The organism is Pseudomonas sp. R151218B TE3479, from assembly GCF_053629195.1.
The window spans coordinates 2239424-2253257 of record NZ_JBRJHV010000001.1; the positions used below are offsets into that span (position 1 = coordinate 2239424).

The 13834-nt window shown below is 62.1% G+C and carries 13 protein-coding genes; 4 read left to right on the forward strand and 9 right to left on the reverse strand.

The features are described 5' to 3' along the window. Positions 1-35: 35 nt before the first annotated feature. Both AB7M32_RS09925 and plsB read right to left on the reverse strand, forming a co-directional pair. Positions 36-407, reverse strand: coding sequence for a hypothetical protein (locus AB7M32_RS09925; protein ID WP_454249794.1), 372 nt, complete (start codon positions 405-407; stop codon positions 36-38). Between the two features lie 187 nt (positions 408-594). After that, on the reverse strand, positions 595-3093 hold the full coding sequence (plsB, locus tag AB7M32_RS09930; protein WP_454249795.1) for a glycerol-3-phosphate 1-O-acyltransferase PlsB: 2499 nt from the start codon (positions 3091-3093) through the stop codon (positions 595-597). A gap of 234 nt (positions 3094-3327) precedes the next feature. On the opposite strand from plsB, the gene AB7M32_RS09935 reads away from it, so the two are divergent. Continuing rightward, the gene (locus AB7M32_RS09935) at positions 3328-3537 is read left to right on the forward strand and encodes a cold-shock protein (protein WP_454249796.1); all 210 of its coding nucleotides are present in this window, start codon (positions 3328-3330) and stop codon (positions 3535-3537) included. Between the two features lie 266 nt (positions 3538-3803). Here the strand turns inward: AB7M32_RS09935 and AB7M32_RS09940 are convergent, their stop codons facing one another. From AB7M32_RS09940 to dapE, 3 genes are all read right to left on the reverse strand, one after another. Continuing rightward, on the reverse strand, positions 3804-4181 hold the full coding sequence (locus AB7M32_RS09940; RefSeq protein ID WP_053182357.1) for a hypothetical protein: 378 nt from the start codon (positions 4179-4181) through the stop codon (positions 3804-3806). A gap of 84 nt (positions 4182-4265) precedes the next feature. Then, positions 4266-5075, reverse strand: coding sequence for a putative RNA methyltransferase (locus AB7M32_RS09945; RefSeq protein ID WP_454249797.1), 810 nt, complete (start codon positions 5073-5075; stop codon positions 4266-4268). Continuing rightward, positions 5075-6226, reverse strand: a complete 1152-nt coding sequence (gene dapE / locus AB7M32_RS09950; protein ID WP_454249798.1) for a succinyl-diaminopimelate desuccinylase — start codon at positions 6224-6226, stop codon at positions 5075-5077. Before dapE ends, AB7M32_RS09945 begins: the two co-directional genes overlap by 1 nt. 372 nt (positions 6227-6598) lie before the next feature. Here dapE and tcdA point away from each other — a divergent pair, with 372 nt between their 5' ends. Continuing rightward, positions 6599-7417 (forward strand): tRNA cyclic N6-threonylcarbamoyladenosine(37) synthase TcdA, encoded by an 819-nt coding sequence (gene tcdA / locus AB7M32_RS09955; protein WP_092202220.1) that lies wholly within the window; start codon positions 6599-6601, stop codon positions 7415-7417. 111 nt (positions 7418-7528) lie between these two features. Here the strand turns inward: tcdA and AB7M32_RS09960 are convergent, their stop codons facing one another. The 4 genes from AB7M32_RS09960 to AB7M32_RS09975 all read right to left on the reverse strand — a co-directional run bounded on the left by AB7M32_RS09960 (position 7529) and on the right by AB7M32_RS09975 (position 10738). After that, the gene (locus AB7M32_RS09960) at positions 7529-7933 is read right to left on the reverse strand and encodes a SufE family protein (protein ID WP_454249799.1); all 405 of its coding nucleotides are present in this window, start codon (positions 7931-7933) and stop codon (positions 7529-7531) included. Continuing rightward, on the reverse strand, positions 7930-9135 hold the full coding sequence (locus tag AB7M32_RS09965) for an aminotransferase class V-fold PLP-dependent enzyme (RefSeq protein WP_454249800.1): 1206 nt from the start codon (positions 9133-9135) through the stop codon (positions 7930-7932). The genes AB7M32_RS09960 and AB7M32_RS09965 overlap by 4 nt, the downstream gene beginning before the upstream one ends. A 173-nt stretch (positions 9136-9308) precedes the next feature. Beyond that, entirely contained in the window at positions 9309-10343 is a 1035-nt protein-coding gene (gene dapD, locus AB7M32_RS09970) for a 2,3,4,5-tetrahydropyridine-2,6-dicarboxylate N-succinyltransferase (RefSeq protein ID WP_092202214.1), read from the reverse strand. A 32-nt stretch (positions 10344-10375) separates the two neighbouring features. Further along, the gene (locus AB7M32_RS09975) at positions 10376-10738 is read right to left on the reverse strand and encodes an ArsC family reductase (protein WP_053119206.1); all 363 of its coding nucleotides are present in this window, start codon (positions 10736-10738) and stop codon (positions 10376-10378) included. Positions 10739-11037: 299 nt separating this feature from the next. On the opposite strand from AB7M32_RS09975, the gene AB7M32_RS09980 reads away from it, so the two are divergent. After that, positions 11038-12684, forward strand: coding sequence for a Na+/H+ antiporter (locus AB7M32_RS09980; RefSeq protein ID WP_454249801.1), 1647 nt, complete (start codon positions 11038-11040; stop codon positions 12682-12684). A 641-nt stretch (positions 12685-13325) separates the two neighbouring features. Further along, on the forward strand, positions 13326-13685 hold the full coding sequence (locus AB7M32_RS09985; RefSeq protein ID WP_454249802.1) for a DUF6124 family protein: 360 nt from the start codon (positions 13326-13328) through the stop codon (positions 13683-13685). Positions 13686-13834 lie beyond the last annotated feature (149 nt).

The following is a 13834-nucleotide window of genomic DNA, read 5'->3' on the forward strand; positions in this document are numbered from 1 at the left end:
ATTTGCGTCCAAGCATCCCTGCGTCGCGTCGCGGATCAGGAACCGAACACGGGCGCTTGAACAGTTTCAGCCAGCGATGCTGGCGCCAGGCTCAGAGGGATGTCAACGTCTTGATCGCCGCCATCCCAGGTGAAGGCCTGTTCGGTATCAAGGAAAAGAGCGGTACCACCTTGGTACATTTGCACCTTTACCGAGAGTTTCTCGCCTACGGACGCCCTCTCGGAATTGATCTGGAAGCGATACTGCCAAGGCTGCTGGAGCGGCTCCCTTGGCGCCATGTTCGAGCCCTGGCCGCCGCTGGTGCTGATCTGCACACCGTCGGCATTTCGAACGCTGATTTCGGCACGGCCGGCTTCCGGAAGTTCGTAGCCTGCGGGCAGTTGCAGGGTGAGGGTGATGATGTTCATGTTGAATTCCTTTTCAATACGTCGACATTGACGTGACCTCATCCTAGAGGCCTGCTCCAAAGTTCTCTGTAAGTCTTTTCTTCGTTTGACGTCGCCTTGGCCGCTGCGTGGCGTCGGAGTACGCCTGCCAATTGACCGATGCACTCACCAGAACCGTTCCATGTTCAGGGTGAGTGATCGGCAAATGTCAAAGGTCGGGGCTGACGGCGATCTCCGCCGCATCTTCACTGCGATGCAACGCCACCTGGCGAATCGACAAGCGAATCTCCGCCGGCAGCACCCGCTTGGCCGCGCCTTCGGCCAGTTCGCCCAGCAATTTGTGGTAGCTGAGTTTGCCGGCCTCGTCGCGGCGTAGCACATCGAGGTCCAGCATCGTCTGGATGAAGTGGCGGAACAGGCTCTTGTCGAAGAATTCCGGTGCGTTCAGGCCATGCAGGATCGACAGGCGCTGGGCCATGACGGTACAGAGGTCTTCCAGCTCTTCGGCGCTGACGGTGTTCTGACCGCTGTTGAGCAGCAGCGAGACGGTCATGTAGAAGCGCTGCAAGGTCTGGGCAATGCTTTTGGACAGCAGGGTCAGCAGCACGAAGTGCCGTGAACTCGGCGCCGGACGCAGGTACAGGTCGTTTTCGAAACGCAGCAGGCCCTGTTCGACAAACGCCTCGAGCCATTGGTCGACCACGCTGTCCAGCTCTTCCAGCGACCAGCGAATGAACAACTCCGATTGCAGGTACGGGTACAACGCATGGGTGTAGCGCAGGATCTGTTCGCGGCTCATGCGCGAGCTGCTCTGGAAGAAGCTCGCCAGCAACGCCGGCAGGGCGAAGATGTGCAGCACGTTGTTGCGGTAGTAGGTCATCAGCACCGCGTTCTGCTCGTCCAGGTACAGAATCTTGCCCAGGGCATCGCTCTGTTCCGACAGCAGGTCCATGCCCTTCACGTGTTCGATCAGCGCTTGGCCATCGCCTTCGGGCAGGGTGGTGTGGGGCGAGTACGGGACTTTGCGCAGCAACGCCAGGTACAGGTCGAGCACCCGCGCCATGGCGCGGTCGTCCAGGGCCAGGCGGCTGGTGGACAGCAGCGCCAGGGCGACCAGGTTGACCGGGTTGATGGCCGCGGCTTCGTTCAGGTGACGGGCCACGCGCTCGCCGAGGCGATGGGTGGTTGCGTTGAGCCAGGCCGGTTTGAATTGCGGGCCCAGTTCCTGTTGGCGCCAACCGGGTTGTTCGCCGTCGAGGAATTCCGCCAGCTTGATCGGTTCGCCGAAGTTCACCGCCACCTGGCCGAAGCGCTGCTTGAGGGCGCCGATGACTTTGAAGATGTCGAAGATCGATTCTTTCTTCTTGCTGGCCCCGCGCAGTTCGCCCAGGTAGGTTCGGCCTTCCAGCACCCGCTCATAACCGATGTAGACCGGCACGAACACGATGGGCATGCGCGACGAGCGCAGGAAGCTGCGCAGGGTGATGGCGAGCATGCCGGTCTTGGGTTGCAGCATGCGCCCGGTGCGCGAGCGACCGCCCTCGACGAAGTACTCCACCGGGAAACCTTTGGTGAACAGCGTGTGCAGGTATTCGTTGAACACCGCGGTGTAGAGCGGGTTGCCCTTGAAAGTGCGGCGCATGAAGAACGCCCCGCCTCGGCGCAACAGGCCGCCGATCACTGGCATGTTGAGGTTGATGCCGGCGGCGATGTGCGGTGGCGTCAGGCCGTTGCGAAACAGCAGGTACGACAGCAGCAGGTAGTCGATGTGGCTGCGGTGGCACGGCACATAGATGACTTCGTGGCCCTGGGCGACGTTCTGCACGCCTTCGATGTGGTTGACCTTGATGCCGTCGTAGATCTTGTTCCAGAACCAGCTCAGTACAACTTCCAGGAAACGGATCGCGGTGTAGGTGTAGTCCGAAGCGATCTCGTTGCCGTAGCGCAGGGCCTGGGCCTTGGCTTTTTCCGGGGCGATCTTTTCCCGTTCGGCTTCCTCGGCGATCGCCTGCTTGACCAGCGGCTGGTTCAACAGACCCTTGACCAGGTTGCGTCGGTGGGAGATGTCGGGGCCGATGACCGCCGCTTTCAAGTTGCGAAAATGCACCCGCAGGATCCGCTGGGCCATGCGCACGGTGCGTTCGTGGCCTTTGTCGTGTTCGATCAGTTCGCGCAGGTGGATCGGTGCGGAGAATTGCACGCGGGTCTTGCGCCCCAGGATCATGATGCTCAACAGGCGGCGCAAGCGCCCGGTGACAGCCCAGCTGTCGGCGAACAACAGCTTCCAGGGGCTGGATTCGCTGTCGGGCGACTGGCCCCAGAACACGCTGACCGGGATGATCTGCGCGTCCTCGGCCGCGTTGTGGCTCAGGGCATCGACCAGGCGGGTCAAGGTGGGGGGCGCACCGCGCTTGTCCTGGCGGCCGAGCCAGTCCGGCGCGGGAGTCAGGTAGAAAAACGCCGCCGGCTCCAGCAGGTTGCCCACCGAGACCGGCAGCACCGGACGAGGCAGGCCGGCCTTGGTGCATTCGGTGTCGAGCACCGCCAGGTCGGTGAGCGAAGGGTCTTGCAGGACGTAGAACACCGGACGACTGCGGTCGAGGTTGAGGGTAAAGGACGACTGGTTGATGGTCTCGGAGCGAACCCAGAGGTACAACAGTCGGCGCAGGGTGCCAAACACAAGACGGCGGAACGGGGAGCGGGTCATACGGCTTCTGCATGAGTGGATAAAACCGAGCGGCTGCTCGGGCCCGCTAGTGTGCCGGATTCATCGAAAATCGGCAAAAAAGCGCCGAAGTAAAGTCAGTTGAGAGTTTTCCCGTGTGTCATATACTCGGCAGGTTACCGCCCCGGCCTCCCATTGACGGCCAGACGGTGGTGAAAGTTCGTACGGCTTTCCATCGAAAAGTCGACTTATAAGATAAAAATGGGAGTGAGCATCATGTCAGCACGGGAAACCGGCAGTGTGAAGTGGTTCAACGACGCCAAGGGTTACGGCTTCATCCAACGCGAAGGCGGGGCGGATGTATTCGTGCATTACCGCGCCATCCGCGGCGAAGGCCACCGTTCCCTGACCGAAGGCCAGCAGGTCGAGTACGCGGTCGTGGAAGGGCATAAGGGCTTGCAGGCTGAGGATGTGGTGGGGTTGTAAACCGCATTCACTGGCTACACAAAACCCATTGTGGGAGCGAGCTTGCTCGCGATAGCGGTGTGTCAGTCACTTCCAATCTGGCTGATCTACCGCTATCGCGAGCAAGCTCGCTCCCACAGTTTTGAACGGGGTGTTCACATATTTCGTGCCCGCCACACATCCCCTGTGGGAGCGAGCTTGCTCGCGATGATGGCGGTACTTTCAACATCATCGTCTCAGGCAGACCGCTATCGCGAGTTAGCTCGCTCCCCCATTGGTTCTTCGCGTCACGCCGTCTTCCAGGTAATCTCTTCTTCCCCGTCGGCGCTGATGCGAATCCAGCGGTCCGCCGATTCTTCTCCTTCTTCTTCCACCCATGACCCAGGCGCGCAACGCACTTCGACGTTCAGTGCGGCGAAGGCGGCGCGGGCGCAGGCGATGTCGTCTTCCCACGGGGTCTGGTCGCTTTCCAGGTACAGGCTGTTCCATTTGCCCACGGCCTTGGGCAGCCAGGTCACGGGGATGCTGCCGGCCTTGCACTTGTAGGTCTGGCCTTTCTGTACCCAGTCGCTGCACGGGCCCAGGGCCTGGCCGAGCCAGGCGGCGATGGCCTTGTGGTCGACGTCGGCGTCCTTGAGGTAAATCTCGATATCGGGTTGGCGCATGGATGTCCTCGCTGCGGTCTTGAAAAATCCATTCGCGGATTTAACTGGCCCCGAACGGTTGCCCGGGGCCCGGAATCAAAAAGGTTATTGAAGAACGAAATAATCGTAGCGCATCGACACCGTGACCTCGAAGGGCTCGGCCTGTTCGATTACGCTGGCGCGGCGTTCGGCGCTGGCGCGCCAACCGTGGGGCGTCATGGCCAGCAGGTTGGCGCGATCCTGGCCATTGTCGAGGGTCAGCTTGAATTCGAGGGTTTCGCTGTGATCCAGCACCATGCCCGACGGCACCAGGGCCAGGTGCTTGTCGTCGGTATAGGCGCGCACTTCGTCGTACAGGCGCTCGCGCAACTCCATCAGGTGGCCGGCGGTGGGGCCGACCTTCATCAGGCCGCCGCCGGGGCTGAGCAGGCGCTTGGCCTCTTGCCAGTCCAGCGGGCTGAACACGCTGGCCAGGAACTGACAGCAACCGTCCGCCAACGGCACCCGGGCCATGCTGGCGATCAACCAGGTCAGTTGCGGGTTGCGTTTGCAGGCACGCTTGACCGCCTCTCGGGAAATGTCCAGGGCATAGCCATCGGCCTGGGGCAACGCCTCGGCGATCTGTGCGGTGTAGTAACCCTCGCCGCAGCCGATGTCCAACCAGCGCCCGGGCGCGCGCTCGGCGGCCAGTTCAGCCAGGCGCCGGGCGACCGGGGCATAGTGCCCGGCGTTGAGAAAGTCGCGGCGGGCTTCGACCATCGCCTGGTTGTCACCGGGGTCGCGGCTGTTCTTGTGCTGCACCGGCAACAGGTTCAGGTACCCCTGCCGCGCGCGGTCGAAGCGGTGGCCGGCCGGGCACACCACGCCGTTATCCACCGCGTTCAGCGGTTCACTGCAGATCGGGCAGGCGAGCATCAGGCGAGCAACTTGATCAGCGTCTTGTAGTAGATCTCGGTCAGCACGTCGAGATCGGCGGCCAGCACGCGCTCGTTGACCTGGTGGATGGTCGCGTTGACCGGCCCGAGTTCCACGACTTGCGTGCCCATGGTGGCGATGAAGCGACCGTCGGACGTGCCGCCGCTGGTGGACGCCTGGGTCTCGCGCCCGGTGACATCCCGGATGCTCGACGACACCGCATCGAGCAGCGCGCCCGGTTCGGTGAGGAACGGCAGGCCGGACAAGGCCCAGTCGATGTGCCAGTCCAACTGATGCTTGTCGAGGATGTCGGCTACCCGCTGTTGCAGGCCTTCGACGGTGGACTCGGTGGAGAAGCGGAAGTTGAAGACCGCTTCCAGGTCACCGGGGATCACGTTGGTCGCGCCGGTGCCGGAATTGAGGTTGGAGATCTGGAAACTGGTGGGCGGGAAGAAGTCGTTGCCGTGGTCCCAATGCTCGGCGGCCAATTCGGCCAAGGCGGGCGCGGCCAGGTGGATCGGGTTCTTCGCCAGGTGTGGATAAGCCACGTGGCCTTGCTTGCCGCGCACGGTCAGTTTGGCGCCGAGGGAGCCGCGCCGACCGTTCTTGACCACATCGCCCACCAAGGTAGTGCTCGACGGTTCGCCGACGATGCACCAGTCCAGTCGTTCCTGACGGGCCTTGAGGCGTTCGACCACGGCTTTGGTGCCGTGGTGGGCCGGGCCTTCTTCATCGCTGGTGATCAGGAAGGTCAGCGAGCCCTTGTGGTCCGGGTAGTCGGCGACGAACCGTTCGGCCGCCACCACCATCGCCGCCAGGCTGCCCTTCATGTCCGCCGCACCGCGCCCACAGAGCATGCCTTCTTCATCGATGACGGCGTCGAACGGGTCGAGCTGCCAGGCCTGCACCGGACCGGTCGGCACCACATCGGTGTGCCCGGCGAAACACAGCACCGGGCCGTCATGCTTGCCATGGCTGGCCCAGAAGTTATCCACATCCTCGATGCGCATCGGCTCGAGCGTGAAGCCCGCGTTGCCCAGGCGCTGCATCATCAGTTTCTGGCAATCGGCATCCACCGGCGTCACGGACGGACGGCGGATCAGGTCGCAGGCGAGTTGCAGGGTCGGCGAGAGGTCGGCGTGGGCCGTCATGGAAAACTCCGGAAACATGGAAAGGAAACACGGGCTCTGTGGGAGCGGGCTTGCTCGCGAAGCTTTTAGCGTCAGTGATGATGCCTTCGCGAGCAAGCCCGCTCCCACAGGTCCTGAGTTCGGCCGTTGGATTGCATTTGGGCCAAGGTTCGCAAAATGGCGGTTATCTTATAGCAAAACGAACACCATTGGCCCCTGGTGCGGGACAGGTGGAACACAAAACCTGTGGGAGCGAGCTTGCTCGCGATGGCGGTGTATCAGTCGACATCGATGCTGGCTGATCCGACGCCATCGCGAGCAAGCTCGCTCCCACAGAGGTTTTGCTTAAATTGCCGAGACAAAGCCCTATAATGCGCGCCGGTTTTTGGGGTAATGGTCATGAGTACAGAAGATCCACGGTTTGCCGGCATCGCCCGTTTGTATGGAATTGAAGGCCTGGAACGCCTGCGGGCGGCCCATGTGGCGATCGTCGGCGTCGGTGGTGTCGGGTCCTGGGCGGCGGAAGCTATCGCCCGTTGCGGCGTGGGCGAGATTTCGCTGTTCGACCTTGACGATGTTTGCGTCAGCAACGCCAACCGCCAGTTGCACGCCCTGGACAGCACCGTCGGCAAACCCAAGGTCGACGTGATGGCCGAACGGCTGCGGGGGATCAACCCCGACTGCACGGTGCACGCGGTGGCGGACTTCGTCACCCGCGACACCATGGCCGAGTACATCACGCCGAACATCGACTGCGTGATCGACTGCATCGACAGCGTCAACGCCAAGGCTGCACTGATCGCCTGGTGCAAGCGCCGCAAGATCCAGATCATCACCACCGGCGGCGCGGGTGGGCAGATCGACCCGACGCTGATCCAGGTCTGCGACCTCAACCGTACGTTCAACGATCCACTGGCTTCCAAGGTGCGCTCCACCTTGCGCCGCGACTACGGTTTTTCCCGCACCGTGACCCGCCACTACAGCGTGCCTTGCGTGTTCTCCACCGAACAACTGCGCTACCCGAAACCGGACGGCAGCATTTGCCTGCAGAAGAGTTTTGTCGGCGACGGCGTCAAGCTCGACTGCGCCGGTGGGTTTGGTGCGGTGATGATGGTCACGGCGACGTTCGGCATGGTCGCGGCGACCAAGGCTGTGGATAAGATCGTGGCGGGTGTGCGGCGACCGGCTGACAGGGTCAAGCCTCAGGTTTGAGGGGGCTGATGGCCTCATCGCGAGCAAGCTCGCTCCCACATGGGGTCGGGCTGAATGCAGTATTTGCGTACACCAAATCCCCTGTGGGAGCGAGCTTGCTCGCGATGGCGGTTACTGAGTCAACTCAAACATCCGCTTCAACACCGCATTCAAGCCATTGCTACGCGACGGCGACAGCTGCCGCGACAATCCCAGCTGGTTGAACCAATCCGGTAGGTCCACCTGTTGCAACTCATCAGCGGACAGCCCGTTGACCCGCGCCAGCAGCAACGCCACCAACCCGCGGATCAACCGTGCATCGCTGCTGGCGCAAAACTGCCAGTGCCCGTCGTGCAAGTGACCCACCAACCACACCTGGCTTTCACAGCCGTGGACGAGATTAGCCTCGCACTTGTCCGCGTCGCTCAGGGGTGGCAGACGTTCGCCCCATTGCATCAGCAATCGGGCCCGTTGCTCCCAGCCTGACGCGTCCCGAAAGATCTGCAGCGCCGTGGCGGCATCGGCTGGCAGGTTCATCGCAACATCTCCAAGGCTTGGTCGAGGGCTTCGAAGAACCGTTCGATGTCGGCGGAATCGTTGTACAACGCCAACGACACCCGAATTGCCCCGGACAGCTTCAAATGCTTGAACAGCGGCATCGCGCAGTGATGCCCGGCGCGCACGGCAATGCCTTGCTCGGTCAGCAGGTGCGCCAGGTCGGCGTTGTGGATGCCTTCGACCACGAAACTGACCAGGGCCAGGCGCGGGTTGCCCAGCAGGCGAATGCCGTTGCGGGCCAGCAAGCCATGGCGCAGGTAGTCGTGCAGCGCCGCTTCATGGTCGATGACCGCTTGCGGATCGAGGGCGGACAGGTAGTCCAGGGTCGCGCCCAAGCCGATCACGCTGGCAATCGGCGGCGTGCCGGCTTCGAAGCCCAGCGGTGCCGGACGGAAGGTGGCGCTGTGGTAATCGGCCTGTTGCACCATTTCGCCGCCGAACTGCCAATGGTGCAGCTTGCCAAGGGCTTCGGTACGGCCGAACAGCACGCCCAGCCCGTCGGGGCCATAGAGTTTGTGACTGGAAAACACGTAAAAGTCGCAGCCCAGCGCTTCCACGTCGTGGCGGCCATGGACCACGCCTTGGGCGCCGTCGATCACCGTCAGCGCGCCGTGGGCCTTGGCCAGCGCCAGCAGCGCCGGCACGGGCTGCCAGGCGCCCAGCACGTTGGATAACTGGCTCACCGCCAGCAAGCGCGTACGGGGGCCGATCAGTTCGGCGGCGGCGCCAGGATCGATCACGCCGTCGGCATCCAGTGGCAATACCACCAGGGTCAACGAACCGCGCTCGGCCAGTTGCTGCCACGGCAGCAGGTTGGCGTGGTGTTCCAGGGCGCTGATGACGATCTCATCGCCCGGGTTGAATAAATGTTCCAGCCCGTAGGCCAGCAGATTCAGCGCCGAAGTGGCGCCGTGGGTGAAGACCACCTGCCCGCAGTTTCCGGCATTGAGCCATTGCGAAGCCTTGAGGCGGCTGTCCTCGAACGCCTGGGTGGCATGGGCGCCCGGCAAATGTTGTGCACGGTGCACGTTGGCCGCGCCGTTGGCGTAGTAATGCGTCAGGGCGTCCAATAGGGCTTGGGGTTTTTGCGTGGTGGCGGCGCTGTCCAGGTAGGTCTGGCCTTGCCGTTGCAGGGCGGCGATGGCCGGGAAATCGGCACGCCAGGGGGATTGGATCAACATGCTTTCGGGCCCTGCTGGATATACGCCGGACCTTGTGGGAGCGGGCTTTTTTGTGGGAGCCGAGCTTGCTCGCGATGGCAGCGACACGGTTTAGCTGCAAGACCGCGTCATCGTTCATCGCGAGCAAGCTCGGCTCCCACAAGGGCTCGCCCCCACAGGTGGTGGTGTGAAGCTTAGTTGTGGGCGTGCAGTGCTTCGTTCAGCTCGATGGCCGACTTGTGCGTCTTGCATTCCACCGCGCCGGTCTCGGAATTGCGGCGGAACAACAGGTCGGGCTGGCCGGCCAGATCGCGGGCCTTGACCACTTTCACCAGTTGGTTGTTTTCGTCCAGCAGGGCGACTTTGGTGCCGGCGGTCACGTACAGGCCCGACTCCACGGTGTTGCGGTCGCCCAGCGGGATGCCGATGCCGGCGTTGGCGCCGATCAGGCAGCCTTCGCCCACCTTGATCACGATGTTGCCGCCGCCCGACAGGGTGCCCATGGTCGAGCAACCGCCGCCCAGGTCCGAACCCTTGCCGACGAACACGCCCGCCGAGACACGGCCTTCGATCATGCCCGGGCCTTCGGTGCCGGCGTTGAAGTTGACGAAACCTTCGTGCATGACCGTGGTGCCTTCACCCACATAGGCGCCCAGGCGGATGCGCGCGGCGTCGGCGATGCGCACGCCGGCCGGGACCACGTAGTCGGTCATTTTCGGGAACTTGTCCACCGAGAACACTTCCAGCAGCTCGCCACGCAGGCGGGCTTCGAGCTGGTGCTCGGCCAGTTCGGCCAGGTCGATCGCGCCCTGGCTGGTCCAGGCCACGTTCGGCAGCAGCGGGAAGATGCCGGCCAGGTTCAGGCCGTGGGGCTTGACCAGGCGATGGGACAACAGGTGCAGCTTGAGGTAGGCCTCAGGGGTGGAGCTCAGTTGGGCATCTTCGGCCAACAGGGTGGCGACCAGCGGCTTGTGGCTTTCAGCCAGGCGGGTCAGCAGGGCAGCTTGTGCGGCATCGACGCCCTTGAGGGCTTCAGCCAGTTGCGAGGCCTGGGCGGTGGTGAAGGTGATGGCCTGGTTGCCTTCGCTGTAGCCAAGGATCGGCGCGATGGCTTTGACGATGTCAGCCGACGGCTTGAGCAGCGGCTGTGCGTAGAACACTTCCAGCCAGGCGCCTTGACGGTTTTGGGTGCCGACGCCGAAGGCCAGGCTGAACAGGGTAGTGGACATGAAATTACCTCTACAAAATGGACTGGGCAGGCTTACTTGATCTCTGCCGCATAAATATCTGGCTTGAAGCCAATCAGGGTTCGGTCACCGAGATCGAGCACCGGGCGCTTGATCATCGAGGGTTGGGCGAGCATCAGTTCGATGGCTTTCGTCTGGTCGAGATCGGCTTTGCGTTCGTCGTCGAGTTTGCGAAAGGTCGTACCGGCACGGTTCAACACCACTTGCCAGCCATGCTCGTTGCACCATTGGGTCAGGTGTTCACGGTCGATGCCGGCGGTCTTGTAGTCGTGAAAGTCGTAGTGCACAGCGTGATCATCGAGCCAGGTGCGCGCCTTTTTCATCGTGTCACAGGCTTTGATGCCGAAAAGGTGCAACGTTTTGCTTGAATCGGTCAAGGAACTGCCCCCTTTGCAGGTGCTGGAAATAAAAGGTGAAGGATTATGCCATGACCGGACGGTTTCGCGACGGCCCAGGTTGATGTACACCAAAACCTGTGGGAGCGAGCTTGCTCGCGATGGCGGTCTTACATCCAACATTGATGTCGACTGGCTACACCGCTATCGCGAGCAAGCTCGCTCCCACAAGGGCAGGACTGCGACATAGGTGTAACGGCCAAGTTAATCCTAGGCGGTTAATATGGCACTTCAACGGCAAGCTGTTGCCGGATGTGTGTCGCTGCCAATGGAAAACCGTTATGCAAAGCGCTTATACCGTCCTGATCCTGTTGATGCTGGTAGGCGTGTCGCGCCTGATCGGACGGTTGATCCCGCTGCCGCTGCCCCTGGTACAGATCGGCGCCGGTGCTGTGCTGGCCTGGCCGTCCCTGGGCCTGCACGTGGCCCTCGATCCTGAGTTGTTCCTGTTTCTCTTCCTGCCACCGCTGCTGTTCTCCGACGGTTGGCGCATGCCCAAACGCGAGTTGTGGCGCCTGCGCGGGCCGATCCTGACCCTGGCAGTGGGCTTGGTGTTGTTCACCGTGGTGGGCGCCGGTTATTTCATTCATTGGCTGCTGCCAAGTATCCCGTTGCCGGTGGCCTTTGCCCTGGCAGCGGTGTTGTCGCCGACCGACGCGGTGGCGGTGTCGGCGATTGCCCGCGACCGTCTGCCCGCGCCGTTGATGCACATGCTCCAGGGGGAGGCGCTGATGAACGATGCGTCGGGCCTGGTCACGTTCAAGTTCGCCCTGGCGGCGGCCATCACCGGGGTCTTTTCCCTGGCCAGTGCGAGCCTGACGTTCGTATTGGTGGCGGTCGGCGGCCTGCTGGTCGGCGTGGCCCTGAGTTGGCTGCTGGGCCGACTGCGGGCGTGGATGATTGCCCGGGGTTGGGACGACCCGGCCACCCATGTGGTGTTCATGTTGCTGCTGCCGTTTGCCGCCTATGTGCTGGCTGAGCGCTTGGGCGCCTCGGGCATTCTCTCGGCGGTGGCGGCGGGGATGATGCAGAGCTGGCTCGACCTGCTGCCGCGCCAGACTGGCACGCGGCTGCTCAATCGCAGTGTCTGGTCGCTGTTGGAGTTCGCCTTCAACGGGTTGATTTTCCTGCTGCTGGGCTTGCAACTGCCGGACATCATCAAGGCGGTGACCCACCTCGAGACCACGCTCTGGCCGACATTGTTCTACCGCTGCCTGGACGTGCTGGCGATTTTCCTGGTGCTGCTGGTGCTGCGGTTTGTCTGGGTGCAAAGCATCTGGCGCCTGTCCGGGCTGTTGCGACGCTGGCGTGGCCAGGGCGAACTGACCCCGGTACCGACCGCACGTTCTTGTTGGTTGCTGACTTTCGGTGGCGTGCGCGGCGCGGTGACGCTGGCGGGCGTGCTGTCGGTGCCGATGCTGTTGGACGCGGGCGAGGCGTTTCCCGAGCGAGACCTGCTGATCTTCATTGCCGCCGGGGTGATTCTGCTGTCGTTGATCGCGGCGTGCATCGCCTTGCCGTTGTTGCTGCGGGGCATCGAAAAGAGCCCTGATGACAAACGACGCAACGAAGTCCGCGAGGCCTGGCGCAAAACCGCTGAAGCGGCGATCCATGCGCTGGAAGTGGAAGAACCGACCGAGGCGGGCAGTACGCCGGATGCGGCCCAGGCGGCGCTGGCGACCGAGGTCAAGGCACGGCTGATGTCCGAGTATCGTCACCAGCTCGACGTGTTCAACGATTCCGCCGAAGCCCAGGCTCTGGCGTTCGAAATGGACCTGCTGGAACGCCGGCTGCGCTTGAAGGCTTTTCGGGCGCAGCGGCTGGAGTTGTATCGCCTCAGCCGTCATCACCAGATTGGCGATGATGTGCTGCGTGAGGTGCTGGGGGAGTTGGATTTGGCGGAGGCGAATTTGGGGTTGGGTAAATAGCGGTAGGGGTCAAAGCGGCAGGTATGTTTTTACAATCCTTGCCCTCATAAAAAGCAAAGCCGCCCTAGGGCGGCTTCAATCGACACGCAGTTGAGCTTGATGCCCTTCTGCGCCGCTGGGTCAACCCGAGAGGGACCCAGACTCCTGCCAGCTTCGCTGGTGACGGGGGCGATCATGGCTACTGGTATTAGCGAATTCAAGCCAGCTTGATTCTTGAAACAAAGCTGTATGAGATTTGTTGAGGTGTGAAACCAGTAAAATCAATGGCTTGCTTTAGGGAGGCGCATTTTATTTCTTTTCTTGTCTGAGCAGGCGATCGTGGTCTGTCAGACGCACCGAAGTTTCCGACAAGTTTTTAAGGTTGTCCGTCGGAAGCGAGGGCTCTAGCCTTTGGGTGTCGCTGCCAAATCAGCGACCGGACGTGAGAATCCGAACACCCACTATGCGCATAGGCGCCGGCCATATAAAGTGCTGGCGCGTTTCGTCCATACATCGTGTTATGGCGGCTGTGCGCGGGCATGTTTCGACATGGCCGGGTTTTTGGTGGGTGTTAACCCGGATTCTCACCCCGCGTACGGCTGCCACTCTCTCTAAGTCCGTGAGAAGACTTTGTGGCAGCTCCAACACCCAAGGAGCATCAAATGATCAAAGAAACTCCAAACCCTCCCAAACCCGCATCCACTTTCCCTTACGGCGATTACGCACCGGAAAAGCTGCAAGAGGCTGCTGACCGTGTGCTGGATCAATACCTCAAACCTGACGACGGCAAGTCAGAACCCAAGCCCTCAGTACAATTATTCACTGTGGCTGACGGTATCGACACCGAAGTGTTGCTGGCCAATCTCAGCGAAACCCTGGCTTCGGCCAATGCAATGCTCAATGACCTTGCCTTCGATCAGGACGGCTCGCGGCGGCATGTAGCATTGGGAGTGGCGCAGATGATTGAGTTGGGAACGTTGTTGGCGAACAAGGCGTTGGATCGGGTAGAGCTTCGGACTTGATGCAATAAATGCCGGCCTCATCGCGAGCAAGCTCGCTCCCACAGGGGATTTGTGTCGTTCACAAATATGCCAATCGACACCAAGCCCCTGTGGCGAGGGAGCTTGCTCCCGCTGGGCCGGGCTGGCGCTCCAGCGCGAAGCGCCCCCCA

Excerpts from the sequence above, each read along its gene's own strand:
- AB7M32_RS09925 (WP_454249794.1), bottom strand. The coding sequence starts at position 407 with ATGAACATCATCACCCTCACCCTGCAACTGCCCGCAGGCTACGAACTT.
- plsB (WP_454249795.1), bottom strand. The coding sequence starts at position 3,093 with ATGACCCGCTCCCCGTTCCGCCGTCTTGTGTTTGGCACCCTGCGCCGA.
- AB7M32_RS09935 (WP_454249796.1), top strand. The coding sequence starts at position 3,328 with ATGTCAGCACGGGAAACCGGCAGTGTGAAGTGGTTCAACGACGCCAAG.
- AB7M32_RS09940 (WP_053182357.1), bottom strand. The coding sequence starts at position 4,181 with ATGCGCCAACCCGATATCGAGATTTACCTCAAGGACGCCGACGTCGAC.
- AB7M32_RS09945 (WP_454249797.1), bottom strand. The coding sequence starts at position 5,075 with ATGCTCGCCTGCCCGATCTGCAGTGAACCGCTGAACGCGGTGGATAAC.
- dapE (WP_454249798.1), bottom strand. The coding sequence starts at position 6,226 with ATGACGGCCCACGCCGACCTCTCGCCGACCCTGCAACTCGCCTGCGAC.
- tcdA (WP_092202220.1), top strand. The coding sequence starts at position 6,599 with ATGGTCATGAGTACAGAAGATCCACGGTTTGCCGGCATCGCCCGTTTG.
- AB7M32_RS09960 (WP_454249799.1), bottom strand. The coding sequence starts at position 7,933 with ATGAACCTGCCAGCCGATGCCGCCACGGCGCTGCAGATCTTTCGGGAC.
- AB7M32_RS09965 (WP_454249800.1), bottom strand. The coding sequence starts at position 9,135 with ATGTTGATCCAATCCCCCTGGCGTGCCGATTTCCCGGCCATCGCCGCC.
- dapD (WP_092202214.1), bottom strand. The coding sequence starts at position 10,343 with ATGTCCACTACCCTGTTCAGCCTGGCCTTCGGCGTCGGCACCCAAAAC.
- AB7M32_RS09980 (WP_454249801.1), top strand. The coding sequence starts at position 11,038 with ATGCAAAGCGCTTATACCGTCCTGATCCTGTTGATGCTGGTAGGCGTG.
- AB7M32_RS09985 (WP_454249802.1), top strand. The coding sequence starts at position 13,326 with ATGATCAAAGAAACTCCAAACCCTCCCAAACCCGCATCCACTTTCCCT.